Raw genomic sequence first — 25,276 nt, forward strand, 5'->3', positions numbered from 1 at the left:
AGGCGATATGTCCGGTGATGTCATAGTGTGCCGAAGAGTCGTCAGAAACGGTCAGGAGTGAGTGGGAGCCGCGGCACATGGGACCTGTGGAATTCATCGTCCTCGCCTTCCCGGAGGAGCAGTTGCGGGTGCCGGCGGTCGAGGCGGTGCTGGGGCTGCGGAAGACGGGGAACGTGCGGCTCATCGACGGCCTGGTGGCCACCAAGACCGCGCGGGGCGAGGTGCTGGCGGCCGAGTTCGACGAGTTCGTCGAGCTGAAGGGGCTGCTGGCGCACCGGGAGGCGGCGCCGCTGATCGGGCCGGAGGACGTACGGGAGGCGGCCGAGCTGCTGGAGCGCGGGAGCTGCGCGCTGCTGCTGGTGGTGGAGCACGTGTGGGCGGAGGACGCGGCCAAGGCCGTACGGGCGGCGGGCGGCCGGATCGCCGGGTCGGTCCGGATCCCGGCCGAGCGGCTGGGGGTGGCCTGATGTTCATCCGCCCCGTCGGCCCGGTCGTCCACCCCTCCCAACGCCCTGCGGGGCGGCCGCTGCTGCGGGGGATCCTGGCGCGGGGGGCGTACGTGTGGGACGTGGTCCAGATCCCGGAGGCGGGGCCGCCTCCGGCGGGGGCGGGGGCCTGGCCGGCGGAGCCCGAGCCCGACGCCGGGGAGGCCGGGGCATGGGCCGCCGAGGCCGACGCCACCGGCGCGCCCTGGCCGACCGAAGCCGAGGCCGAGGCCGGCATGTGGGACGCCGAACCCGACGCCGGTGCCGGTGCCGGTGCCGGTGCCGGCGAGGCCTGGGACGCCGAGGAATGGACCCCCGAACCGGAGCCCCCGCAGGCCCCGCCCCCGGCTCCGCCGGCCCCACCGGCCCCGGCGCCAGCGGTCCCGCCGGCGCCCGCCGGGCCGACATCGGCCGGGGCCGCGGCCGCTGCCTGGCCCGCCGACCCGGCGGCCCCGGGACGAGCCGCGCGCGGGGCTCCGGCGGGCCTCGGCGGCACGAGCGCGGGCGCCGGCGGCCCCGACCTCATGCTCCGGCTGGCCCAACTGGCCGACCTGGCCCGCGAGGGCCTCCTGACCCCGGCCGAGTACGCCGCGGCCAAGTCCCGCCTCCTGAACCCCTGACCGGGCCGCCCGAGAAGGCCACCCGGATGTGCGCCGGGTGGGTGAGGGTGGTGACGTGGCCGTCCGCGGTGGGTGGTTTGTCATACCGGGCGTGGCAGCATCGGCGGCCCCGGAGGTGCTTCCATGCCACGCCGTCTGCTCCATGCCGCCTGCATCGCCGCCGTCCTGCTCACGGCCTGCCCGCTCTCCCTCACCCACGCCGAGCCGCGTCCCGCCTCCTCGCCCGAGGCCAAGCCCGACGTGTCCCCGTCCGCCGTGCCCCGGGTCGGGGTCACGGTGTCCCCGTCGGCCGCCTCACCCTCCGCCTCGGTTCGGGCGGCCGCCAGGGCCACTGCCTCCGCCTCCGCCTCCGCCTCCGGACCTTCCGCCTCCGGACCTTCCGGCTCCCTTCGGGCCTCCACCGTGCCGACAGCGTCCGCATCCGCATCCGCGTCTGCGTCCGCGTCCGCCTCCGGCCCCGGCTCGGTGCGGGCCTCTGCTGTGCCCACGGCCTCCGCCTCCCCCTCCGGCCCGGTGCAGGCCTCCGCTGCGCCCACGGCGTCCGCCTCGGCCTCCACGTCCGCGCCCGGGCCCGCGCCGGCGCCCGCAGCCGCCGCCGCCACGCGGGAGGGGGATGACGTCGGGGGGCTGTTGACCCGGCTTCAGGGGCTTTACCGGGAGGCCGAGGAGGCCGCGGAGGCCTATGACGCCGCCGCGGCCGCGCTCAAGGCCCGGCAGGACGACGAGCGCCGGCTGAGCACCGAGCTCGGGCGGGCCCGGGCCGCGCTCGGGGCCGAACGGGCCGCCGCCGGGCGGCTCGCCCGGGAGCAGTACCAGTCGGCCCGCGGCCTGTCCCCGTACGCCCGGATGCTGCTCACCGGCGACCTCCAGGCGGCGCAGGACCAGCGCCGGCTCGCCGCCCGGGAGAGCGCCCGCCAGGCGGGGGTCCTGACCCGCCTCGCCCGCGGCGAACGCCGGGCCGACGCCCTCGCCACCGCCGCCCGCAAGGCCCTCGACGCCCAGCAGGACGGCGCCGCCCGGACGAAGAAGCTCAAGGACCGGGCGGACCTCCGCCTCCGGGAGGTGGAGCGCATGCTCTCCGCCCTCACCGCCGACCAGCTCGTCCGGGTCGGCGCCCGCGAGGCCGAGGACACCGCCGCCGCGCAGCGCGACCTGCTGGCCTCGGGCCGCCTCGGCGCTCCCGGCGCGGCTCCCGCGCGTACTCCCACGGCCGCCGGCGGCGCGGCCGTCGCCTACGCCACCGCCCAGATCGGGAAGCCGTACGTGTGGGGCGCGGAGGGGCCGGGAGCCTTCGACTGCTCCGGGCTCACCTCGCAGGCCTGGGCGCACGCCGGCCGGGCCATCCCCCGTACCAGCCAGGAGCAGTGGGCGCAGCTGCCGCGGGTCCCGCTGGACGCCCTGCGGCCGGGTGACCTGGTGGTCTACTTCCCCACCGCCACGCACGTGGGCCTGTACCTCGGCGAGGGGAAGGTCGTCCACGCCCCGCGCCCCGGAGCCCCGGTGAAGGTCTCCCCGCTCGCCGCCAACCCGCTCCTCGGCGCGGTACGGCCCGACCCGGACGGAACCCCGTTGGCCGCCTACAGCCTTCCACCGCTGCCCGAGGCACCAGCCGACGGCGACGACACGGGCTACTCCGCCGCCGAGGCCCCCGCCCGGGACCCGGCCCCGGACCCGGACCCGGACCCGGACCCGGCCCCATGAGTATCCGGGCGGACGCGAGTTGAGTACCGCCGCCGAGGTGCCCGGGCCGCGCGGCGCCGTTCAATGACGGCATGAACGACACCGCCGAAGCCGAAGCCGAAGCCGAAGCCGCCGCTCCCTCCGTTTCGCTGGTCTGGCCCGCCGTCCTCGCCATCCTGCTCACCCCGGTGGCCCTGATGTTCGGCGGGCTGGCCCCCATGGCCACGGACGGCTGCGGTCCCGACAACTGCTCGGCGAGCCTGGACGCCGCCCTCGCGGCCATAGCCGTGTGCTGGCAGGCGACGCTCTTCGCGACCCCCGCCCTGCTGCTGGCCGCATTGCCGATGCCCCGCACCGGCCGGTATGCAGCGGCGCGCCGCGTCACGGCCTGGTGCGCGGTGCTGCCGCCGGCGGCGGTGGTCCTGATGGTGCTCGGCCTCCCGGCCGGGTAGGGGCCCGGCGCTACCGGCCCGCGGCCGCCGCGGCCTGCGCCAGGTAGTCCGCCGTGTCCTCGGCGTCGTAGAAGTACGCGTCGAAGTCGGACGGGTTGTCGAAGCCGTTGGCGAAACGGTCCGCCACCGCCTGGTACGTCCCCGCCGCCCCGATCAGGTCCATCACGTGGGCCGGCGGCGCGCCCAGCATCGCGTTGGTCCAGTCGGTCACCGGCTTGCCGGTCGTGAACCAGTACTTGTCGAAGGTCGCCTTCATCCAGGCCTCGTCGAACGGCTTGTCCCCGTGCATCAGGATCGACGACAGGTACGAGGCGGCGCACTTCGCCGCGGAGTTCGAGCCCTGCCCGGTGATCGGGTCGTTCGTGACGACCACGTCCGCGACGCCCAGCACCAGCCCGCCGCCCGGCAGCCGCCCTACGGGGTTGCGGACGACCGGCGCGTACCGGCCGGCCAGCGTGCCGCCCGCGTCCGTCAGTTCGACGTCCACCGCCCGCTCGTACTCCCAGGGCGTGAACTTCTCCATCAGCTCCAGGGTGAGCTCCAGGTGCTCCGACGGGTCGTTCACCCCGCGGAACACGTCGAGCGGCCCGCCCGGGAGCCCCTCCCAGAACAGGATGTCCGCCCGCCCCGACGTGGTCAGGGTCGGCATGACGAACAGCTCGCCCACGCCCGGCACCAGGGTGCAGCGCACCGCCTCCGTCCCCGGGTGCTCGGGACGCGGCCGGAGTCCGTGCACGTACGAGAGGGCCAGCGCGCGCTGCGGCGTGCCGTACGGGGAGCGCTTCGGGTCCCGCCCGAACATCGACACGAGCTCGCCCTTGCCCGCCGCGACGAGCACCAGGTCGTACGTGCGGGAGAAGTAGTCGAGGTCGGCGACGGACGCGCCGTGGATGACGAGCTGGCCGCCCTGCTGCACGAAGGTGTCGAGCCAGCCGGCCATCTTCAGCCGCTGGTCCACCGACTGGGCGTACGCCTTGAGCCGGCCGAGCCAGTCCACGGCCCGGGCGCCGTCGGGGCCGGCCACGGAGACGCCGATGCCCTCGATGCGCGGGGTGAGCCGCTCCCAGTAGTTGAGCCCGAGGTCCCGCTCGTGCTGGAGCGCCGTGTCGAACATGACCTGCGTGGACATGATCCGCCCGGTGCGGATCTCGTCCGCGGTCCGGTTGGACATGAGGGTGACGTCGTAGCCCTTCGACTGGAGGCCGATGGCGAGCTGGAGGCCGGACTGGCCGGCCCCCACGACGAGTATCTTGCGCATCTCACGTTCTCGTTTCGGGCAGGTGCGGAGCTTTGAGCGGGAGCTATGAGCGGACCGTTACTCGGGCGTCGCGTCGAGGGCGTGGGCGACCAGCGTCGTCAGCGAGTCCACGACCGTCTCCCGGCGCCGCGCGTCCATGATCATCACGGGGACGTGGGGCGGGATGGTGAGCGCCTCGCGCACGTCCTCCGGCTCGTACGAGCGCGAGCCCTCGAAGTGGTTGACCGCGACCGCGTACGGCAGCCCGCAGCTCTCGAAGTAGTCGAGGGCGGGGAAGCAGTCCCGCAGCCGGCGCGTGTCGGCCATGACGATGCCGCCGATGGCGCCGCGCACCAGGTCGTCCCACATGAACCAGAAGCGCTCCTGGCCGGGCGTGCCGTACACGTACAGCACGAGGTCGTCGGCGAGGGTGATCCGGCCGAAGTCCATCGCGACGGTGGTGGTGTTCTTGTCGGGCGTCGCCGACAGGTCGTCGGTCGGCAGGCTGGCCTGGGTCATCACCGCCTCGGTGCGCAGCGGGGTGATCTCGGAGACGGACGACACGAACGTGGTCTTGCCGACGCCGAAGCCGCCCGCGACCAGCACCTTGACGGCGACGGGGGCGCGGGAGCGGTCGTACTGCCAGGGCTGGACGGGCTCGTCGTCGATGACGGTGGCGGTCTCACAGACGGCGAAGGCCACTGAGCACCCTTTCGAGCAGTGCGCGGTCGGGACGGCCGGGGCCGTGCCCGGTTCCGTAGACGCGGATCCTTCCCTGGTCGGCGAGGTCGCTGACCAGGACGCGGACCACGCCGAGCGGCAGCTTCAGCAGCGCGGCTATCTCGGCGATGGTGCGCATGCGGCGGCAGACCTCGACGATCGCCGGCATCTCGGGCATGCGGTCGGCCGAGCCGGCGCCGGCTCCGGCGCCCGCGTCGCCGTCGGGCTTCTGCGGCTGCGAGGCGCGCGTGTCGAGCGCGGCGACGAAGGTCTCCACGTGCAGGACCTGCGTGAAACGGGTGCGGCCGCCCGTCAGGGAGTACGGGCGGACGCGGGCGGGCCGGCGGTCGGCCCCGCGTATCGGCAGCCGGTCGGATGCCGGGGCCGGGCTCCTCACGTGGTCTTCTCCATCGACTGGCGCAGCTCGCTGCGGACTTCGGGCGTCAGGACGTGTCCGGCGCGTCCGACGAACAGGGCCATGTGGTACGCGACGACGCTCATGTCGCAGTCCGGAGTGGCGTGCACGCCGAGCAGCGAGCCGTCGCTGATGGCCATGACGAAGACGGAACCGTACTCCATCGCCACCATGGTCTGCTTGACCGCCCCGCCGTCCATGAGGGAGGCGGCGCCGGTGGTGAGGCTGCCGAGGCCGGAGACGATGGTGGCGAGGTCGGCGGACGCACCGCGCGGACCCTTCGGGGCGCCCGCGCCCCCGCCGGCGCCCACGGCGCTCGCGGCGGCGCCTGCGGGGTCGGAGGACAGCAGCAGGAGCCCGTCCGAGGACACGACGGCGACGGAGTTGACGCCGGGCACCTCCTCGACCAGGTCCGTCAGCAGCCACTGCAGGTTGCGGGCCTGGGTGCTCAGTCCGTACGTACTGGGCGCGGTCATGTGCGTGCGTCCTCCTGTGCGGTGTCCCCCTGGTCGGTGTCCTGTGCGAGCTCGGCGGCCACGACGCGCCGCCCGTCCCGCGTCCCCTGGTAGAACCCGCCGAGCCGGCGCCGCAGTTCGTCGGCGTCGACGCGGCGCGGTGCGGGCCGGGCCGGGCCGGCACCGGGGGCGGTGCCGCTGCCGGGGTGGGCCCGGCCGCCGGCGGCCACGGTGCGCGGGGTCCGCTTGGGCAGGCCCTTGGCGGTGACGGCCTCGGTGACGGCCTCGGGCGCCGCGTCGGGGTGGCTCCCCTGGCGCGGGACCCAGTCGTCCTCGGCGGGTGCGTGCCGGTGCGGTTCCGCCGGTGCGCCGTCCGCGGTGAAGACCTGGTCGGCCGGGGGCAGCCGTTCCGCGTCGGGCGAGGGGTTCTCTTCCGTTACGAGGGCCGACTGCGCGGGGTCGGTCGAGGACTCCGCGGCCGCCGGGCCGGGGTCGGGCACCGCGAAGGCGCCCGGTTCTGCGTCGGGGACGATGCGCGCGAGGAGTTCGTCTCCGGGATCCCGGTCGGCCGGGGTCTGCGCAGTGAACACCTGCTCGGCGGGCGGCAGCCCGTCCTGCGGCGCGTGCTCGCGCGCCGGCAGCGGGGCCGGCCCGGCCGCGGCCGCGGCGCCGTCCGCGTCTGCCCCGGCGTCGGCGGCCTCGGCGGCCCGGACGGTGAAGACCTGCTCGGCCGGAGGCAGCCCGGCCCCGCCCGCCGCCCCCTGCGCGGGAACCCGCACCCGGGCGGCATCCGCCGCGGGATCCGAAACGGGCTCAACGTCGGCCGGCCCGGCGGCGAACCCGTCGGCGAGGGGCTGCGAGCCCGTCAGCGGGTCGGCGTCCGAGCCGTCGGCGGGTCCGGATCCCATGGCGGCGCCGGCATCCGGCCCGACACCGAACCCGGAGTCACCGGCAGCACCGGCAGCACCGGCAGCACCAGCACCGAAATCGGCACCGGCAGCACCGGAATCCGTACCGGCCGCCACGCCGAAGTCCCCCTCCGCCGCCGGCCGGAGGCGCGGCTGCAGGGTGTTCTCGTTGGCCTCGGCGACCACGCCCGGGAGCTGGTAGTGCGGCAGGCCGGGTGTGGCCGAGGCGAAGGTGTGGACGGGCGAGGGCGAGGCCGGCGGGCCGTCCGGCAGCAGGGCGGCCGGGACGACCACCACGGCCTCGGTGCCGCCGTGCTGCGGGGCGCGCAGCTCCGCGGTGACGCCGTGCCGGGCCGCGAGGCGTCCGGCCACGTACAGGCCGAGGCCGAGGCCGTGCTCCGCCTCGGACTCCTCGTCGTAGGCCTCGGGCGTGGCCAGCCGGGCGTTGAGCGCCTCCAGCCGGTCGGCGGTGACGCCGATGCCCTCGTCCACGACGGACAGCACCACGTCGCCGCCGTCGAGCAGGCGGCCGGACACCTTGACCTTGGCGCCGGGCGGCGAGAACGTCGTCGCGTTCTCCAGCAGTTCGGCCAGCACGTGCGAGAGGTCGTCGGCGGCGTGCCCGGCGACCTGCACGAAGGCGGGCAGGACGGCGAGGTCGACGCGCTCGTAGCGTTCGATCTCGCTGACCGCGGCCCGCATGACGTCGACGAGCGGCACCGGGGCGCCGGCGCCGTGGCCGTGCTCCTGGCCGGCGAGGACGAGCAGGTTCTCGTTGTGGCGGCGCATCACCGTCGCCAGGTGGTCCAGCTTGAAGAGGGTCTCCAGCCGGTCCGGGTCCTGCTCCTTGGCCTCCAGCTCCTCGATGACGGCGAGCTGGCGCTCGACGAGGCCGAGGGTGCGCAGCGACAGCGACACCGAGGTCGTCGACATGACGCGCCGGTGCTCTTCGAGGTTCTCGCGCAGCTGCTTCAGTTCGGCTTCCAGGGCGTCGCGGCCGGAGGCGAGGGCCTCGTTGCGGCCGATGACGCGGCGCTGGTCGGCGTCGAGGCCGGCGATCTTGGTGTGCAGGGCGACCGTCTGGTCGCGTACGGCATTGAGGTGGCGGACGACTTCGGCGAACTCGTCGTTGCGGCCGGTGAAGCGGACCGGTTCGACGGAGCCCTCGGGCGTCGCGAGGCGGGCCGCGCCGCGCCGCAGTACGGACAGCGGCCGGGTGAGGGAGCGGGCGACGGCCGTGGAGACGCCGACGGCGAAGAGGAACAGCACGCCGATGACGGCGAGCAGCAGCTCCAGCCGGGTCACGTCGTCGTCGCGCTGGGCCGCCAGCGCGGTGGCCCGCTGCCCGGCGAGGGTGGCTTCGACGGACCGCATGCGGTCGATGCGGGCGGTGAGGGCGGAGCCGACGGCGGCGGTGTCGCCCTTGCGGTCGGACGCGGAGAGGGTGGGGCGTTCGGTGAGCCGCTTGAGGTGGTCGTCGGCGGCCTTGACCTCGGGGCCGGTGACGGTGGCGGCGAGGGTCTGGCGGACGTCGGGCCGGGCGACGCGCGTGAAGTCCTCCAGCGCGGCCTGCTCCCGTACGCGGGCCCGCTGGGCGGCGGTGCTGAGCTCGTCGGAGGCGGCCGCGCCGGGCTGCTGGTCGCCGCGGGGGACGGCCAGCGCGGCGAGGAGCAGCCCGCGGGTGGCGGAGGCCTGTTCCACGGCCTGGTCGAGGGGGGCCAGCGGGCGGGTGGTGGCGAGGGCGGCCTCGGCGCGCGGCGGGGTCTGCTCGGCGAGCCGGTCGCCCGGTGCGAGGAGTTCCGCGATGACGGCGGAGTAGGCCTGGTGGGCGGCGAGGGCGCTGCCCTTGCCGTCGACGGCTTCGGTGCGGACGGCCTGGATGCGGGCGAGGGCCTTGGCGAGGGGTTCGTCGGCCTCCGCCTTGACCTCTTCGATCTGCCGGTCGGTCAGGGCCGTCCGCTCCTGCACGGGGCCCTTGCCCTGGCCGCCGGGGCGGCCCTTGGCCACGTACTCGACGGCGGCGTCGCGCTCGTCGCCGAGGAGGTGCGCGAGGGTGAGGGTGTGCTGGGCCTGTTCGGCGAGGGTGACCAGCGCCTGGGAGTCGTTCAGCTCGCGGGTCGCCGTGACCACGGCGGGGGCACCGGCCGCGAGGACGGTGAGTCCGGCGACGGCGACACCGACGACCAGCCTGCTGCGCACGCGGACGCGGCGTCCTGCGGGGGCGGGTCCGTCGGTGGCGGTGCCGTTCTTCCGAGACCGCTTCTTCTGCACCGGTGCTCGCAATCCTGTACGTGTGCTCGTGCTCGTCTACTCGTGTGGCCGAGGTAACGGCCGGTCAACAAGTAAACGCCCCCTGCCCCCTCGTACCGCCTCAGACCTTTGCAGTGTGTTGGGGAGAGAGCCTCACATCGCCCACCCGGCCACTCGAACGAGTGAACATCACGGATGAGTTGCCGACCAACTCGGAGGTGGGACTTACGGGCGCCTCCACCGAGGGGTGGTTGAAAGATCGATGGGGGCTTTGGCAATATGCGCGCCCACATGTGCCGGGGAGGGCTCCGCGCGGCCCCGGACGGCGGGGAGGCGGCACCCGGGCCCGACACCGCCAGTTGGTACGGACCTTCCCGGGCGATCCGGCCCCCCGCGGGGGCGCCGCGGGCAGAATGTCCGCATGCGCATCGACCTCGCCACGGCCCCCGGCAACCCGGAACGCCCCAACGAGGACTGGCTATCAGCCGCGACGCCCGCCTCGGGTGGCGGCGTCCTGGTCGCCCTGGACGGGGTCACGCCGCCACCCGGCGACGTCGGGTGCGCGCACGGCGTTCCGTGGTTCACCACCCGGCTCGGGGGCCGATTGACCGAACTGTCCGGATCGCGGCGGGACATGCCGCTGGACCGGATCCTGGCGGAGTCCATCCGCGACACCGCCGACGCCCACCGCGGCACGTGTGACCTTTCTCACGTGCGCACGCCACAGGCGACGGTGGTGCTGGTCCGCTGGGACGAGGCGTACGTGGAGCACCTGGTGCTCTCGGACTCCGTCCTGCTGCTCGAGGCGCCCGGCGGCGAGGTGACGGCGGTCCTGGACGACCGCCTCGACCGGGTCCCGCGCGAGGCGCTGCGCACCCGGGCGACGGCGGACGCGCTGCGCAATGCGGAGGGCGGGTTCTTCACGGCGGCCGCGGACCCGGCGGTCGCGGCGCGGGCGGTGACCGGGCGCACCCCGCGCGAGCGGGTCCGGGCGGTGGCCGCGCTCACCGACGGGGCGAGCCGGTGGACGGACACCTTCGCGGAGGGCGACTGGGCGCGGTGCCTTGCGGTGCTGCGGCGGGAGGGGGCGCGGGGGCTGATCGCCCGGGTCCGCGCCCTGGAGGCGGCCCCGCCCGCCCCGCCCGCCCGCGGCAAACGCCACGACGACGCCTCGGCGGCCTACGCGGAGCTGTAGCACTCCCGTCCCGCCGGTGTTCGGCCCCACCGGCTCCCCCGAAACCTGCGGCGACGCTCCGCCACCCCAGCCCCGCCGGCACATCCAGCCTCGCCGGCATTTGAGGCGCGGGGTCTGGGGCAGCGCCCCAGAAGCTCCGCCGGCTCCCGCTGCGCTTGGGGCGGGGGCCCGCCATTCCAGCCCCGCCGGCACATCCAGCCTCGCCGGCGTTTGAGGCGCGGGGTCTGGGGCAGCGCCCCAGAAGCTCCGCAGGCTCCCGCTGCGCTTGGGGCGGGGGCCCGCCATTCCAGCCCCGCCGGCGCGGGGTTCGGGGCGGCGCACCGAGGAACCCGGCTCCGCCGGGCACCGGGCTCCGCCCGGACCCTCCCCCAGACTTCGTCCGGGGGGACCCCCACTCAAACGCCGGCGAGGCTGAAATAGCCGGACCCCGGCTAAGAAAGCAGAGGCGAGGCTATTCCTCGCCCTGGTTCAGTTGGTTCAGGAGGCGGGCGAGTTCCGCGACCTCGCCGCGGTCCCAGTCGGCGAGCTTGCGCATGTACTGCTCCCGCCGAGCCCCCCGCACCCGCAGGAACCGCTCGCGCCCCTCCTCCGTGAGCCCGACCAGGAAGGCCCGGCCGTCGGCCGGGTCCGGCTCGCGGGCCACCAGCCCCAGCACCTCCAGGGCCCGCAGCTGCCGGCTCATGGTGGCCTTGCCGACCCCGAAGTACGCGGCGAGCTCGGTGGCCCGCTGGCGGCCGGCGGCCTCCAGCCGGACGAGGAGGCCGTACGCGGCGGGCTCCAGCTCCGGGTGCAGGGCGCGCGCCATCTCCCCGGAGGAGGCGCGGGCCCGCCGCAGGAAGACGGACAGCTCCCGCTCCAAGGCGAGGAACTCCTGGTCTTCGCTGCCGTGCACGTGCCGCTCCCGTCGATCCCGTTGTCCCGTCCCCGGCCCCGGCGCCCCTGCGCCGGAGGCCTCCAGTATTTCGCAGCGGGTACGGCGACGGCCCGGGACCCCGCCGAGCGGGACTCCCGGGCCGTCGCGGCGTGCTCAGGCGGCTCAGGCGGCTCAGGCGGCCGTGGTGACGGGCACCACCGGCTGGGCCTGGGCCTGGCCCTGGGCAAGCGCCAGCTGGAGCACCTGCCGCACATCGGTCACCGGATGCACCTCCAGCCCCTCCAGCACCTCGGCGGGCACGTCGTCGAGGTCGGCCTCGTTGCGCTTCGGGATGATGACCGTGGTCAGCCCGGCCCGGTGCGCGGCGAGCAGCTTCTGCTTGACCCCGCCGATCGGCAGGACCCGCCCGGTCAGCGAGACCTCGCCGGTCATGGCCACGTCCGTGCGGACCTGCCGCCCGGACAGCAGCGAGGCGAGGGCGGTGGTCATGGTGATGCCCGCGCTCGGCCCGTCCTTCGGCACGGCGCCCGCCGGGAAGTGGATGTGGACGCCCCGGTCCTTCAGGTCGGCGACGGGCAGCTCCAGCTCGGCGCCGTGCGAGCGCAGGAAGCTCAGCGCGATCTGGGCGGACTCCTTCATCACGTCGCCCAGCTGGCCGGTCAGGGTCAGTCCGGCGGCGCCGGTCTCGGGGTCGGCGAGCGAGGCCTCGACGAAGAGCACGTCGCCGCCGGCGCCGGTCACCGCGAGGCCGGTGGCCACGCCGGGGACGGCGGTGCGCCGCTCGGCCGGGTCCTGCGCGGACTCCGGCACGTGGCGCGGCCGGCCGATCAGGGCCCGCAGGTCATCGGCGCCGATCCGCAGCGGCAGCTCCTTCTCCCCCAGCTCGTGCTGCGAGGCCACCTTCCGCAGCAGTCGGGCGACGGACCGCTCCAGGGTGCGCACGCCGGCCTCGCGGGTGTACTCGCCGGCGAGCTTGCGCAGGGCGTCCTCCTCCAGGACGACCTCGTCGGCGGCGAGGCCCGCCCGCTCCAGCTGGCGGGGCAGCAGGTGGTCGCGGGCGATGACGATCTTCTCGTCCTCGGTGTAGCCGTCGAGGCGGACGAGCTCCATGCGGTCGGCGAGGGCCTCGGGGATGGCCTCCAGCACGTTGGCGGTGGCGAGGAAGACGACGTCGCTGAGGTCGAGCTCCACCTCCAGGTAGTGGTCGCGGAAGGTGTGGTTCTGGGCGGGGTCGAGGACCTCCAGCAGGGCGGCGGCCGGGTCGCCGCGGAAGTCGGAGCCGACCTTGTCGATCTCGTCGAGGAGGACGACCGGGTTCATCGATCCGGCCTCCTTGATGGCGCGGACGATGCGGCCGGGCAGTGCGCCCACGTACGTACGGCGGTGGCCGCGGATCTCGGCCTCGTCGCGGACGCCGCCGAGGGCGACGCGGACGAACTTGCGGCCCATGGCGTGGGCCACGCTCTCCCCGAGGGAGGTCTTGCCGACGCCGGGCGGGCCGACGAGGGCGAGGACGGCGCCGCCGCGGCGGCCGCCGATGACGCCCATCCCGCGCTCGGAGCGGCGCTTGCGCACGGCGAGGTACTCGGTGATGCGGTCCTTCACGTCGCCGAGGCCGGCGTGTTCGGCGTCCAGGACGGCGCGCGCGCCGCGGATGTCGTACTCGTCCTCGGTCCGCTCGTTCCAGGGCAGTTCGAGGACCGTGTCGAGCCAGGTGCGGATCCAGGAGCCCTCCGGGGACTGGTCGCTGGCGCGCTCCAGCTTCTCGACCTCCTTGAGGGCGGCCTCGCGCACCTTCTCGGGCAGGTCGGCGGCCTCGACGCGGGCCCGGTAGTCGTCGGACTCCTCGCCCTCCTTCTCGCCGCCCAGCTCGCGCAGCTCCTTGCGCACGGCCTCCAGCTGACGGCGCAGCAGGAACTCGCGCTGCTGCTTCTCGACGCCGTCCTGGACGTCCTTGGCGATGGATTCGGCGACGTCCTGCTCGGCGAGGTGGTCGCGCAGCCAGGTGGTGGCGAGCTTGAGGCGGGCGACCGGGTCGGCGGTCTCCAGCAGCTCCACCTTCTGGGCCGTGGTCAGGAAGGGTGAGTAGCCGGAGTTGTCGGCGAGGGCGGAGACGCCCTCGATCTGCTGGATGCGGTCCACGACCTGCCAGGCGCCGCGCTTCTTCAGCCAGCTGGTGGCGAGGGCCTTGTACTCCTTGACGAGCTCGGTGACGGATCCGGGCAGCGGATCGGCCAGCCGCTCGTCGACGCTCTCGCCCTCGACCCAGAGCGCGGCGCCGGGCCCGGTGGTCCCGGCCCCGATACGGACGCGGCCGATGCCGCGGATGAGCGCCCCCGGGTCCCCGTCGGAGAGCCGGCCCACCTGCTCGACGGTCCCGAGCACACCGGTGCCGGCGTACTTGCCGTCGACCCGCGGGACGAGCAGCACCCGGGGCTTCCCGCTGCGCACCGCGGCCTGGGCGGCCTCGACGGCGCCCCGCACCTCGGCGTCGGACAGGTCCAGCGGCACGACCATTCCGGGCAGCACGACCTCGTCGTCGAGCGGCAACACGGGCAGGGTGAGCGTTACGGACGTCGAAGCCATGATCTTCCCTCCGGCAGTGAAGTTGAGCTATGCCGACTCAATGCATGTGCGCCTCCCGATGTTCCCCAACTCCTGTTCGCCCCGGGCGAACAGGCTCCGGAGGGTCTGTCGCCCGGTCAGTCCGCGGCCGCGAGGCGGATGTCCCCCGACGAGGTGTGGACGGCGATCCGGGCCGCCGCGGCCGGGTCCGAGGCCAGGGAAGCGTCCTGCTTGCCGGATGCCGTCCGGGTCTCGACCCGGTACGGGGCCCGCGGGACGCGGAGGGTGACGTCGCCCGAGCTCGTGCGGGCCGCCACCGAGGCCGGCGGCTTCGCGAACTCCAGGGCGACGTCGCCGGAGGAGGCGGCGGCCTCGGCGCTCGGCCCGGACAGCCCGGCGCCGGTGACGGAGCCGGAGGCCGTACGGACCTTCAGCGGGCCGGTGATGCCCTCGGCCCTGATGGCGCCGGAGGAGGACATGAGCTCGGCCGCGGCCACCCCGGTGGCCGAGATGCGGCCGCTGCTGCTGGTGAGCCTGACGGTGGCGGCGGCCGGAACCTCCAGGCGGTAGTCGACCCAGCAGGCCCCGGCGCCGGCGGGACAGCCGTCGCTGAACACGAGCCGCCCGCCCTCGACCCGCTGCCCGGGCCTCGGGGCGCTGCCGCGGTAGTGCACGGTGCGGCGGACCGTGACGCCGGGCCCGCTGCCGGCGGTGACCTCGATGGAGCCGCGGCGGGCGTCCGGCACCTCGACCGCCGTCACGGCCTCGGCGACCACGGCATCGGCGGTGGCCGTCCGGGTCTTGGCATCGGCCAGGTCGAACGAGCAGCCGCCCAGCAGCAGTCCGGCGCCGGCCACGACAACGGCCGTACGAACGGGGTGGAATGGGACGGGGAAACGAGTCATGGTCCGAGTCTCCCTGACCGAGATCGTGTTGCCGATGGTGCGGCTACCCGTCCCGGGGGTGGGGTTATCCCCCCGGGGTCAGAGGCCGACCGTGCCGTCGATGCGTTCGCGCAGGAGGTCCGCGTGGCCGTTGTGACGGGCGTATTCCTCGATCATGTGGACCAGGACCCAGCGCAGGGAGACCCGTCCGCGCCAGTCGTCGTCCTGTCCCTCCACGTCGAGGTGGGGGGCGTCCGCGGTGAAGGCGCGGGCGAACGCGGTCTCGGCGCGCCAGGCCGCCCACGCCGCCTCGGCCGCGGCGGCGGTGCCGGGGCCGGGCGGGGCCACCCCGTCGAAGTCCCCGTCCGGGTCCGCCTCCGACGAGAACAGGGCCGGCGCCTCCTGGGCCGCCAGGACCTTCCGGAACCAGCGCCGCTCCATGTCGGCGAGGTGCCGGACCAGGCCCAGCAGCGAGAGCGTGGACGGATCGGCCGAGCGCAGGGCCAGTTCGGCGCCGAGCCCCGAGCACTTCAGTTCGAGCGTCGCCCGCTGCGCCTCCAGGACGTCGGTCAGGATGCTCCGCTCGTCCCCCGTCGCCGGTCCGGCGAACCGGCCCTCGTACGCGGGCCCGCCCGCGAGCTCCGCCCTCCTGCCGGTCACCGCCGGCAGCTCCGGCCGCATGGCCCAGTCGGTCCACGAGCCGTCGTACACGGCGAGGGAGGAGTAGCCGGCGAGTACGGCGCCGAGCGCAAGCACGCAGGCCGTGACCCCGGACCCGCAGCTGAAGACCAGCTGCTCCCGCTCCCCGACCAACCCCGCGAAGGTCTCGCGGAGTTCGGTGGCGGGCCGCATGAGGCCGCCCTCCCCCAGCAGTTCCCCGAACGGCAGGTTGACCGCCCCCGGCATGTGGCCGCCGCGCAGGCCCGGCCGCGGCTCGGGCGCCGTGCCGGCGAACCGCCCCCGGGTCCGGGCGTCCACCACGGCCACGGCCGGGTCGGCCAGGGCGGCGCCGACGGCATCGCTGCCGACCAGCAGACCCGGGCGGGGGCGGGCGGTGAAGGAGCCGCGCGGCCCCTCGTACGCCGGCCCCGCGTCCTCGACGGGCAGCCCGGCGGCGGTCCAGGCCGGCAGGCCGCCGTCGAGGACGGCGGCCCGGTCGAAGCCCATGGCGCGCAGCATCCACCAGGCGCGGGCGCTGGAGTAGATGCCGGCGCCGTCGTACACGACAACGGTGGCGGTGTCGTCCACGCCGAGGGCCCGCATCGCCTCGGTGAAGGCGGCGGCGCCGGGCATGGTGTGCGGGGCGGGGGCGTCGTGGTCGGACAGCGCACCGTCGAGGTCGAAGGGCCGGGCCCCGGGGATCCGCCGGGCGGCGCCGCGATGAGCACCGACGGAGGCATCGAAGACGACCAGCCCGGGCGTGCCGAGGCGCGCCCTCAACCAGTCGACCCCCACCAGCGGCGCCACCGCCTCCTGGCCAACTCCTGCGGCGGCGTGCGGTGTCGTGTGTGCGGTGGTCATGCGGTTGTCCCCCGAATCCCCGATACAACGGTGCCCTCATCTTGCCCCAGCCGCCTCACGGGCCGCGGGGCCATTTCAGCCTCGCCGGCGTTTGAGGCGGACGGGGTCCGGGGCGGAGCCCCTGGGGGCACCTCCCAGCGGTAGCTGGGGGAGCAACCCGGCTCCGCCGGGCACCGGGCTCCGCCCGGACCCTCCCCCAGACTTCGTCCGGGGGGACCCCCACTCAATCGCCTGGGCTTCTGGGGCTCCGCCCCAGCCCCCGCGCCTCAATCGCCGGCGAGGCTGGTGTTGCCGCCCCTCGGCTTCGAACGGGGCGACCGTTGCCGGGCGGCGGTCCGGGATCTTCAAAGCCCCGCCGGCGTTTGAGGCGAATCGGGTCCGGGCGGAGCCCGGGAAACGGTGAAAGGGCGGGGCGGGGAGTCGCTCCGCGCAGCGGCGCCCCCAGCCGGACGCGCGGCGAACGCGGCGAGGCGGCAATCGGGCGGCCGCCGCCGGCCCCGCATCCCGGCCCGCCCGGACGGCGGCACCCCCGCCCGCCCAGGCGGCCGCCCCGCGCGGGCGGCGCTTGGCAGCCCCCGGACCGGACAGTCAGCGGCAAGCGCCCCGGCGGGCGTACACCGCGATGCGGGCTCCGCGGACCGACTCCACCCCGCACAGGGTGAAATCCGCATCCAAAACCTCCCGCTTCGCGGCCTCCCCCGGGTACGGATCCAGCGGCTGCCCGGCCGGATCCAGCAGGGCCACCACCCGCGGGGCGGCCGCGACCCGCGCCCGGATCTCCGCGGCCGGCAGCTCGGTGCCCCACAGCGAGGCCGAGGCCGCCGGCGAGCGGTCCAGAGCCAGGTCGCGCAGGCCCCCGTACACCGCGGGCGAGGACAGCAGCCAGGCGCGCCGCCGGGCCGGCATGAACAGCACCGCGTCCCGGGGCCGGGCCCGCTCCCGGACCGCGGCGGCCACCGCAAGCGCGTCGTCCTTGCGGCTGTCGGGGGTGCGCAGCCACGCCGACCACCACCCGAGCGGCAGCAGGAGCAGGCCGACCCCCACCCACGGCCGCCAGGTGGGCACGGCCGCGAGCCGGGCCCCGGCGGCGAGGGCAAGCCCGGCCAGGGCGTACAGCACGTACCGGTCGACGTACCAGGGGTGGACCAGCGAGACCGCCATGAGCACCCCGGGCGGCAGCAGCGCCAGCGGCACGGCGACCCGGACCAGCTCCCTCGGCAGCGCCCCGCCGCGGGTGAGCAGCCAGACGCCGGCCGCGAGGACCGCGTACGCCGCCCAGTCCTGCCATTTCGGCCGGCCGAGCCAGCCCAGCTGCTGCTCCGCCTGCCGGGCGCTGACCACCGCCAGCGGCAGCACCAGCACGAGCACCGCGGCGGCCGCGCGCCGCCAGCCGGGCGAGCGCCGGGCGGTGACGGCGTGCGCGAGGAGCGCCAGGGCGGCGAACTCGTGCAGCCAGCACCCCGCCACCAGCACCGCCCCGTACGCAATCCAGCGCTCGTACAGCATCAGGTACGTGGCCCAGACGACGGCCGCCGCGACCAGTGCGTACGAGCGCCCCTCCTGGGCGTACATCTGCACGGGCGGCAGCACGGCGTAGACCAGGCCGCCCAGTAGCCCGGCCCGCTCCCCCGCGAGCCGCCGGCCGACGGAGGCCACTCCGGCGGCGGCGAGGGCGGTGGCGGCGACGGACGGCAGCCGCAGCGCCCACAGGCCGGCAGCGGCACCCGTCGGGTCGCTGCCGGCGGCCCTGAACACGCCGAACACCCCGTGCATCAGGAGGTAGTAGAGGCCGTGGACCGCATCGACGTGCCCGAGCAGGTCCCACAGCCCGCCGAGCGGCCGGTGCGCCACCTCCCAGGTGACGGCCTCGTCGCGCCACATGCTGCCGGCGCTGCCGTCGCCGCCGCGCGCCAGGCCCCACAGACCGAGGAGGAGGGCGAGCAGCGGCGGCAGGCAGCGCGGGACGGCGGTGCGGATGTCGTCCTCCGGGTGCTTTCCGTACGGGCGGGGCCGACTCCATACTCGGGGGTCGGCCCGAATACCTGCGGGGGTGGGTGTGCACGCGAGGAGCGCGGCGACGGCGGTGCTGCTGCTGGGTGCGGTGGCCCTGGCGGGATGCGGTGCGGGCGGTCCGGACGGGGCCGTGCCGAGCCCCTCACACAGCAGTACGAGCACCGGCCCGAGCGCGCAGAACACCCCGCCGCCGACGCCCACGCCGACACCGACACCGACACCGACACCGACACCGACACCGACACCGACGAACGGGCCCTCCTCCCCCGCCGAGCGCCTGGTCACCGTCACCCGCAGCGGCGGCTTCGCCGGCCGGACCACCAGCCTGCTGGTCAAGGGCGACGGCTCCTGGATCCGGTTGGACGGCAAGGCCCGGCAGGTGGGCGCCGGGAAGCTGTCGCCGGACGGCCTGGCGCGGCTGCGCGGTGCGCTCGCGGCGGCAAACTTCCCGCACCTGCCGCGGGTCCCGACGGGCGGCCCGACGGTCTACGACGGGTTCACGTACGCCTTCGTGCACGGCGGCTTCGAGGTGATGGCGGCCGACGGCAGCCTCCCGGCGGCCCTGTCGGACGTCCTGTCCGCGCTCCCCCCGTTCGAGGGCAGCTGAGGCGGTACGCCCGCGAGGCCCGCCGACGGGAGAGACCGGCCCGCCACCCGGAGGTAACGGTTCGGGTACGTTCACAAGGCCCGGCATCGCCGCTCATGTCCCGATTCCGCCCCCAAGCGGAACCCATACCTCCGGCGTTTTCGCTGTCTGAACCCCGCATAGCCGCAGGCCGGTGCCTCCTCTACGCTGCCCCCATCACGCGGATCTTCAGGGGCGGGACATGGAACAGACGACGCACACCACCCACGGCGGCGCCGCGGCCACCCCCGGCGCCCAGCGGCGCGTGCTCGTGGTCGAGGACGACCGCACCATCGCCGACGCCATCTCGGCCCGGCTGCGCGCCGAGGGCTTCCAGGTGCAGACGGCCTACGACGGCCCGGCCGCCGTGGCCGCGGCCGAGAGCTGGCAGCCGGAGCTGCTGGTCCTCGACGTGATGCTGCCCGGCTTCGACGGCCTGGAGGTCTGCCGCCGGGTCCAGGCGCAGCGCCCGGTGCCGGTGCTGATGCTCACCGCGCGCGACGACGAGACCGACATGCTGGTCGGGCTGGGCGTCGGCGCCGACGACTACATGACGAAGCCGTTCTCGATGCGCGAGCTCGCGGCCCGGGTGCACGTGCTGCTGCGCCGCGTGGAGCGGGCGACGCTGGCCGCGACCGCCCCGCGCGGGGCCACCCTGCGCCTGGGGGACCTGGAGATCGACCACGCGCAGCGCCGGGTCCGGGTGCAGGCCGAGGACGTGCACCTGACGCCGACCGAGTTCGACCTGCTGGTGTGCCTGGCCGGGACCCCGCGGGCGGTGCTCTCGCGGGAGCAGCTGCTCGCCGAGGTGTGGGACTGGGCCGACGCCTCCGGCACGCGTACGGTCGACAGCCACATCAAGGCCCTGCGCCGGAAGATCGGTGCGGAGCGGATCCGTACGGTCCACGGCGTCGGGTACGCCCTGGAGACCCCGGCGCAGGCGTGAGCGGCGGCGGGCGCCCTGGTAGGGGGCGCGGCGTCAGCCGCTCCGGTGGAGCCGATGCCTACAGCGGGGGGCTGCGCCCGTTCTCCCCGTTCTCGATCAAGACGAAGCTCGGCACGCTGGTGGTGGTGTCGGTCTTCATCACCACGGGCCTGCTGATGGTGGCCCTGCGCACCGACACCGAGCTCCGCTTCATCACGGTGTTCTCGGTGATCGCCTCGATGCTGATCACCCAGTTCGTGGCGCACAGCCTGACGGCCCCGCTGGACGACATGACGCGCGTGGCCCGGGCGATCTCGCACGGGGACTTCACCCGCCGGGTTCGGGGGGCGGGCCGGCGCGACGAGCTGGGCGACCTGGCCTCCACGATCAACCTGATGGCGGACGACCTGGAGGCCGTGGACCGGCACCGCCGGGAGCTGGTCGCCAACGTCTCGCACGAGCTGCGCACGCCGATCGCGGCGCTGCGGGCGGTGCTGGAGAACGTGGTGGACGGGGTCTCCGAGGCCGATCCGGAGACGATGCGGACCATGCTGAAGCAGACGGAGCGCCTCGGCCGGCTGGTCGAGACGCTGCTGGACCTGTCCCGGGTGGACAACGGGGTGGTCCCGCTGAAGGCGCGCCGCTTCGAGGTGTGGCCGTACCTGTCGGGCGTGCTGAAGGAATCGGGGCTGGCGGCGGCCGGCCGGCCGGGGCTGGCCTCGGGCTCGGGCGGGCACACCCGCAACGACGTGCACCTGCACCTGGACGTGTTCCCGCCCGGGCTGACCGCGTACGCGGACGCCGAGCGGCTGCACCAGGTGGTGGCGAACCTGATCGACAACGCGGTCAAGCACAGCCCGGCGCTCGGCCGGGTCACCGTCCGGGCCCGGGCCGGCGAGGCGCCCGGGAGCCTCGCCCTGGAGGTGGTGGACGAGGGCCCCGGGATCCCGGAGGCCGAGCGGCACCGGGTCTTCGAGCGGTTCAACCGGGGCAGCGCCAGCGGTGGCGACGGGGGCACCGGCCTGGGCCTGGCGATCGCCCGCTGGGCGGTCGAGCTGCACGGCGGCCGGATCGGCGTGGCCGAATCGTCACGGGGCTGCCGCATCCTCGTCACGCTTCCGGGCAGTCCTCCGGCGCCGCATTGACGTAGGGTTCGACTGGGAAGGACATGATCTCGGCCACACGTGCCCGAGGTCCGTCAGGGGTGCGAAGCCAGGGGGCCGCAACCCGGTTGTGCGCTACCCGAACCAGGCTGGTTTCCCGCCATTCAGGGCCCCGAAACCCGCCGTTCGGTGTGACCTACATGACGGAAGTCCCGCCCGGTCTGCATCTCCCCGCCCGGGAGGCGTAGCCTTTATTCCCGCTGTCCATACCTTGTGAAGCGGAAGAGGGCGGTTGCCGCCGTGTCGCCACAGTCCCCCAGTAACTCGAGCACAACGACCGAAGCAGCAGAAGGCGGGAAGACCCCTGCCTCGGGCTTCGGCGCCAATGAGTGGCTCGTCGACGAGATCTACCAGCAGTACCTCCAGGACCCGAATTCGGTCGATCGGGCCTGGTGGGACTTCTTCGCCGACTACAAGCCGGGGGGCGCGAGCGCTCCCGCCAAGGCCGACGAGCCGGTGAAGTCCCCGACGACGGATGGCGCCTCCGCACAGGCCTCCACCCCCGTCGCCGTCGCCGCGCAGGTCTCCGACGCCGCCGCCACGGGGGCGGCGAGCGCTGCAGCCCCCGCCCCGACCGCCGCGCCTGTGTCAGCTCCTGCCCCTGCTCCTGCCACCCCCTCTGGTGCCCCTGCTGTGACTGTCACCTCCCAGGCCCCGGCCGCCGCACCGGCCGCGCCTGCCCCTCAGGCCCAGGCTCCGGCCGCCGCCCCCGCCGCCGCCCCGAAGGCCGCGCCCGCCACCGAGGCCCCGGCGGGCCCCGAGCTGGTGACGCTCCGCGGCCCGGCCGCCGCGGTCGCGAAGAACATGAACGCCTCGCTGGAGGTGCCGACGGCCACGTCCGTGCGCGCCGTCCCGGTGAAGCTGCTGTTCGACAACCGCATCGTCATCAACAACCACCTCAAGCGCGCCCGGGGCGGGAAGATCTCCTTCACGCACCTGATCGGCTACGCCATGGTGCAGGCCATCAAGGCCATGCCGTCGATGAACTACTCCTTCGCGGAGAAGGACGGCAAGCCGACCCTGGTCAAGCCGGAGCACGTGAACTTCGGCCTCGCGATCGACCTGGTCAAGCCGAACGGCGACCGCCAGCTCGTCGTCGCCGGCATCAAGAAGGCCGAGACCCTGAACTTCTTCGAGTTCTGGCAGGCCTACGAGGACATCGTCCGCCGCGCCCGCGTCGGCAAGCTGACGATGGACGACTTCACCGGCGTGACGGTCTCCCTGACCAACCCGGGCGGCCTGGGCACCGTCCACTCCGTGCCGCGTCTGATGCCCGGTCAGTCGGTCATCATGGGCGTCGGCTCCATGGACTACCCGGCCGAGTTCCAGGGCACCTCGCAGGACACCCTGAACAAGCTGGGCGTCTCCAAGGTCATGACCCTGACCTCGACCTACGACCACCGGGTCATCCAGGGTGCGGCCTCCGGCGAGTTCCTGCGGATCGTCGCCAACCTGCTCCTCGGCGAGAACGGCTTCTACGACGACGTCTTCGAGGCGCTGCGGATCCCGTACGAGCCGGTCCGCTGGATGCGCGACATCGACGCCAGCCACGACGACGACGTCACCAAGGCCGCCCGCGTCTTCGAGCTGATCCACTCCTACCGGGTCCGCGGCCACGTCATGGCCGACACCGACCCGCTGGAGTACAAGCAGCGCAAGCACCCCGACCTGGACATCACCGAGCACGGCCTCACCCTGTGGGACCTGGAGCGCGAGTTCGCCGTCGGCGGCTTCGCCGGCAAGTCGATGATGAAGCTGCGCGACATCCTCGGCGTGCTGCGCGACTCGTACTGCCGCACCACCGGCGTCGAGTTCATGCACATCCAGGACCCGAAGCAGCGCCGCTGGATCCAGGACCGCATCGAGCGCCCGCACACCAAGCCGGAGCGCGAGGAGCAGCTGCGGATCCTGCGCCGCCTGAACGCGGCGGAGGCCTTCGAGACCTTCCTGCAGACGAAGTACGTCGGCCAGAAGCGCTTCTCGCTGGAGGGCGGCGAGTCCGTCATCCCGCTGCTCGACGCGGTCATCGACTCCGCGGCCGAGGCCCGCCTCGAAGAGGTCGTCATCGGCATGGCCCACCGCGGCCGCCTGAACGTCCTCGCCAACATCGTCGGCAAGTCGTACGCGCAGATCTTCCGCGAGTTCGAGGGCAACCTCGACCCGAAGTCGATGCACGGCTCCGGCGACGTGAAGTACCACCTGGGCGCCGAGGGCACCTTCACGGGCCTCGACGGCGAGCAGATCAAGGTCTCGCTCGTCGCGAACCCGTCCCACCTGGAGGCCGTGGACCCGGTCCTGGAGGGTGTGGCCCGCGCCAAGCAGGACATCATCAACAAGGGCGGCACGGACTTCACCGTCCTGCCGGTCGCCCTGCACGGTGACGCGGCCTTCGCCGGCCAGGGTGTCGTCGCCGAGACGCTGAACATGTCGCAGCTGCGCGGCTACCGCACCGGCGGCACCGTCCACGTCGTGATCAACAACCAGGTCGGCTTCACCGCTGCCCCGGAGTCCTCGCGTTCCTCCATGTACGCCACCGACGTGGCCCGCATGATCGAGGCGCCGATCTTCCACGTGAACGGCGACGACCCGGAGGCCGTGGTCCGCGTTGCCCGTCTGGCGTTCGAGTTCCGCCAGGCGTTCAACAAGGACGTGGTCATCGACCTCATCTGCTACCGCCGCCGCGGCCACAACGAGTCCGACAACCCGGCCTTCACGCAGCCGCTGATGTACGACCTGATCGACAAGAAGCGCTCGGTGCGCAAGCTGTACACCGAGTCCCTCATCGGTCGCGGCGACATCACCCTCGAAGAGGCCGAGCAGGCGCTGCAGGACTTCCAGGGCCAGCTGGAGAAGGTCTTCGCGGAGGTCCGCGAGGCCGCCACGCAGCCCGCCGTCGCCCCGCCGGTCACCCCGTCGGAGCAGGCCGACTTCCCGGTCGCGGTCAACACCGCGGTCTCCCCGGAGGTCGTCAAGCGGATCGCCGAGTCCCAGGTCAACATCCCCGAGGCGCACACCGTCCACCCGCGTCTGCTGCCGCAGCTGCAGCGCCGCGCGGCGATGATCGACGACGGCACCATCGACTGGGGCATGGGCGAGACGATCGCCTTCGGCTCGCTGCTGATGGAGGGCACCCCGGTCCGGCTGTCCGGCCAGGACTCCCGCCGCGGCACCTTCGGCCAGCGCCACGCCGTCCTGATCGACCGTGCGACGGGCGAGGACTACACCCCGCTGCAGCACCTGTCGGACGACCAGGCCCGCTTCAACGTGTACGACTCGCTGCTGTCGGAGTACGCGGCGATGGGCTTCGAGTACGGCTACTCGCTGGCCCGCCCGGACGCGCTGGTGCTGTGGGAGGCCCAGTTCGGTGACTTCGTCAACGGCGCGCAGACCGTCGTCGACGAGTTCATCTCCTCGGCCGAGCAGAAGTGGGGCCAGACCTCCGGCGTCACCCTGCTGCTGCCCCACGGCTACGAGGGCCAGGGCCCGGACCACTCCTCGGCCCGCCCGGAGCGGTTCCTGCAGCTCTGCGCGCAGAACAACATGACGGTCGCGATGCCGACGCTCCCGTCGAACTACTTCCACCTGCTGCGCTGGCAGGTCCACAACCCGCACCACAAGCCGCTGATCGTCTTCACCCCGAAGTCGATGCTGCGTCTGAAGGCGGCGGCGTCGAAGGCGGAGGAGTTCACGAGCGGCTCGTTCCGTCCGGTCATCGGTGACACGGCGGTGGACCCGAACGCGGTCCGCAAGGTCGTGTTCTGCGCGGGCAAGGTCTACTACGACCTGGAGGCCGAGCGGGTCAAGCGCGGCATCACGGACACGGCGATCATCCGCATCGAGCGCCTCTACCCCCTCCCGGGTGCGGAGCTCCAGGCCGAGATCGCCAAGTTCCCGAACGCGGCGAAGTACATCTGGGCGCAGGAGGAGCCGGCGAACCAGGGTGCGTGGCCGTTCATCGCGCTGAACCTGATCGACCACCTCGACCTGGCGGTCGGCGCCGACCTGCCGCCGGCGGAGCGGCTGCGGCGGATCTCCCGTCCGCACGGTTCGTCTCCGGCGGTCGGCTCCGCGAAGCGGCACCAGGCGGAGCAGCAGCAGCTGCTCAACGAGGTCTTCGAGGCCTAGTCGCTGCGCGGCTCGCACGAAGGAAGGCCCGGCCCCGCTCACGGGGCCGGGCCTTCCGGCATCCCACCGCCCCCAGCCCCGCCGGCTTCCGAAGCCGGGCTCCGGCAAATTCAGCCTCGCCGGCGTTTGAGGCGCGGGTCCGGGCGGAGCCCGGTGCCCGGCGG

Annotated in this window: 19 protein-coding genes and 1 pseudogene; 9 read left to right on the forward strand and 11 right to left on the reverse strand. The window is 74.4% G+C overall.

The window, feature by feature from the left end:
- Positions 1 to 77 precede the first annotated feature (77 nt).
- The 4 genes from AB0F11_RS22745 (at position 78) to AB0F11_RS22760 (ending at position 3,237) form a co-directional block, all read left to right on the forward strand.
- The gene (locus AB0F11_RS22745) at positions 78 to 467 is read left to right on the forward strand and encodes a DUF6325 family protein (RefSeq protein ID WP_361906756.1); all 390 of its coding nucleotides are present in this window, start codon (positions 78 to 80) and stop codon (positions 465 to 467) included.
- Positions 467 to 1,105 (forward strand): SHOCT domain-containing protein, encoded by a 639-nt coding sequence (locus tag AB0F11_RS22750; RefSeq protein WP_362176628.1) that lies wholly within the window; start codon positions 467 to 469, stop codon positions 1,103 to 1,105. Before AB0F11_RS22745 ends, AB0F11_RS22750 begins: the two co-directional genes overlap by 1 nt.
- Positions 1,106 to 1,228: 123 nt before the next feature.
- The gene (locus AB0F11_RS22755) at positions 1,229 to 2,806 is read left to right on the forward strand and encodes a C40 family peptidase (RefSeq protein ID WP_362176631.1); all 1,578 of its coding nucleotides are present in this window, start codon (positions 1,229 to 1,231) and stop codon (positions 2,804 to 2,806) included.
- Positions 2,807 to 2,877: 71 nt separating this feature from the next.
- Positions 2,878 to 3,237, forward strand: coding sequence for a hypothetical protein (locus AB0F11_RS22760; RefSeq protein ID WP_362176634.1), 360 nt, complete (start codon positions 2,878 to 2,880; stop codon positions 3,235 to 3,237).
- A gap of 10 nt (positions 3,238 to 3,247) precedes the next feature.
- Here AB0F11_RS22760 and AB0F11_RS22765 read toward each other — a convergent pair whose 3' ends face one another.
- Genes AB0F11_RS22765 through AB0F11_RS22785 form a run of 5 tightly spaced genes read right to left on the reverse strand, consistent with a single transcriptional unit; the run spans position 3,248 to position 9,243 of the window.
- On the reverse strand, positions 3,248 to 4,495 hold the full coding sequence (locus AB0F11_RS22765; RefSeq protein ID WP_362176637.1) for a styrene monooxygenase/indole monooxygenase family protein: 1,248 nt from the start codon (positions 4,493 to 4,495) through the stop codon (positions 3,248 to 3,250).
- 57 nt (positions 4,496 to 4,552) lie between these two features.
- Complete coding sequence (locus AB0F11_RS22770; RefSeq protein WP_362176641.1) at positions 4,553 to 5,176, reverse strand: ATP/GTP-binding protein; 624 nt, start codon at positions 5,174 to 5,176, stop codon at positions 4,553 to 4,555.
- Positions 5,157 to 5,591, reverse strand: coding sequence for a DUF742 domain-containing protein (locus AB0F11_RS22775; protein WP_362176644.1), 435 nt, complete (start codon positions 5,589 to 5,591; stop codon positions 5,157 to 5,159). Before AB0F11_RS22775 ends, AB0F11_RS22770 begins: the two co-directional genes overlap by 20 nt.
- Positions 5,588 to 6,085 carry a roadblock/LC7 domain-containing protein gene (locus tag AB0F11_RS22780; protein ID WP_362176647.1) on the reverse strand — a complete coding sequence of 166 codons (498 nt, stop codon included), beginning with the start codon at positions 6,083 to 6,085 and terminating at the stop codon, positions 5,588 to 5,590. Before AB0F11_RS22780 ends, AB0F11_RS22775 begins: the two co-directional genes overlap by 4 nt.
- Positions 6,082 to 9,243, reverse strand: a complete 3,162-nt coding sequence (locus AB0F11_RS22785; protein WP_362176650.1) for a nitrate- and nitrite sensing domain-containing protein — start codon at positions 9,241 to 9,243, stop codon at positions 6,082 to 6,084. Before AB0F11_RS22785 ends, AB0F11_RS22780 begins: the two co-directional genes overlap by 4 nt.
- A gap of 400 nt (positions 9,244 to 9,643) precedes the next feature.
- Between AB0F11_RS22785 and AB0F11_RS22790 the strand changes: the two genes are divergently transcribed.
- Positions 9,644 to 10,417, forward strand: a complete 774-nt coding sequence (locus AB0F11_RS22790; RefSeq protein WP_362176653.1) for a protein phosphatase 2C domain-containing protein — start codon at positions 9,644 to 9,646, stop codon at positions 10,415 to 10,417.
- Between the two features lie 451 nt (positions 10,418 to 10,868).
- Here AB0F11_RS22790 and AB0F11_RS22795 read toward each other — a convergent pair whose 3' ends face one another.
- From AB0F11_RS22795 to AB0F11_RS22820, 6 genes and pseudogenes are all read right to left on the reverse strand, one after another.
- Positions 10,869 to 11,309, reverse strand: coding sequence for a MarR family transcriptional regulator (locus AB0F11_RS22795; protein WP_361906736.1), 441 nt, complete (start codon positions 11,307 to 11,309; stop codon positions 10,869 to 10,871).
- A gap of 153 nt (positions 11,310 to 11,462) precedes the next feature.
- Positions 11,463 to 13,877, reverse strand: coding sequence for an endopeptidase La (gene lon, locus AB0F11_RS22800; RefSeq protein ID WP_362176656.1), 2,415 nt, complete (start codon positions 13,875 to 13,877; stop codon positions 11,463 to 11,465).
- A 116-nt stretch (positions 13,878 to 13,993) separates the two neighbouring features.
- Positions 13,994 to 14,761 carry a DUF4097 family beta strand repeat-containing protein gene (locus AB0F11_RS22805; protein WP_362176659.1) on the reverse strand — a complete coding sequence of 256 codons (768 nt, stop codon included), beginning with the start codon at positions 14,759 to 14,761 and terminating at the stop codon, positions 13,994 to 13,996.
- 78 nt (positions 14,762 to 14,839) lie between these two features.
- Complete coding sequence (locus AB0F11_RS22810; protein WP_362176683.1) at positions 14,840 to 15,400, reverse strand: DinB family protein; 561 nt, start codon at positions 15,398 to 15,400, stop codon at positions 14,840 to 14,842.
- A pseudogene (locus AB0F11_RS22815) lies at positions 15,392 to 16,261 on the reverse strand (sulfurtransferase); the annotation flags it as partial. The pseudogene AB0F11_RS22815 and the gene AB0F11_RS22810, both read right to left, overlap by 9 nt.
- Before the next feature lie 588 nt (positions 16,262 to 16,849).
- Positions 16,850 to 18,610 (reverse strand): glycosyltransferase family 39 protein, encoded by a 1,761-nt coding sequence (locus AB0F11_RS22820; RefSeq protein ID WP_362176662.1) that lies wholly within the window; start codon positions 18,608 to 18,610, stop codon positions 16,850 to 16,852.
- Between the two features lie 22 nt (positions 18,611 to 18,632).
- On the opposite strand from AB0F11_RS22820, the gene AB0F11_RS22825 reads away from it, so the two are divergent.
- The 4 genes from AB0F11_RS22825 (at position 18,633) to AB0F11_RS22840 (ending at position 25,112) form a co-directional block, all read left to right on the forward strand.
- Positions 18,633 to 18,881 (forward strand): hypothetical protein, encoded by a 249-nt coding sequence (locus tag AB0F11_RS22825; RefSeq protein WP_362176665.1) that lies wholly within the window; start codon positions 18,633 to 18,635, stop codon positions 18,879 to 18,881.
- Between the two features lie 220 nt (positions 18,882 to 19,101).
- Positions 19,102 to 19,845 (forward strand): response regulator transcription factor, encoded by a 744-nt coding sequence (locus AB0F11_RS22830; RefSeq protein WP_362176668.1) that lies wholly within the window; start codon positions 19,102 to 19,104, stop codon positions 19,843 to 19,845.
- 71 nt (positions 19,846 to 19,916) lie between these two features.
- The gene (locus AB0F11_RS22835; RefSeq protein WP_362176686.1) at positions 19,917 to 20,969 is read left to right on the forward strand and encodes a HAMP domain-containing sensor histidine kinase; all 1,053 of its coding nucleotides are present in this window, start codon (positions 19,917 to 19,919) and stop codon (positions 20,967 to 20,969) included.
- A gap of 258 nt (positions 20,970 to 21,227) precedes the next feature.
- A complete protein-coding gene (locus tag AB0F11_RS22840; protein ID WP_362176671.1) occupies positions 21,228 to 25,112 on the forward strand; it encodes a multifunctional oxoglutarate decarboxylase/oxoglutarate dehydrogenase thiamine pyrophosphate-binding subunit/dihydrolipoyllysine-residue succinyltransferase subunit in 3,885 nt (1,294 codons plus the stop codon).
- The last annotated feature ends 164 nt before the right edge of the window (positions 25,113 to 25,276 follow it).

The organism is Streptomyces sp. NPDC032472 (assembly GCF_040636955.1).
Lineage (GTDB): Bacteria > Actinomycetota > Actinomycetes > Streptomycetales > Streptomycetaceae > Streptomyces.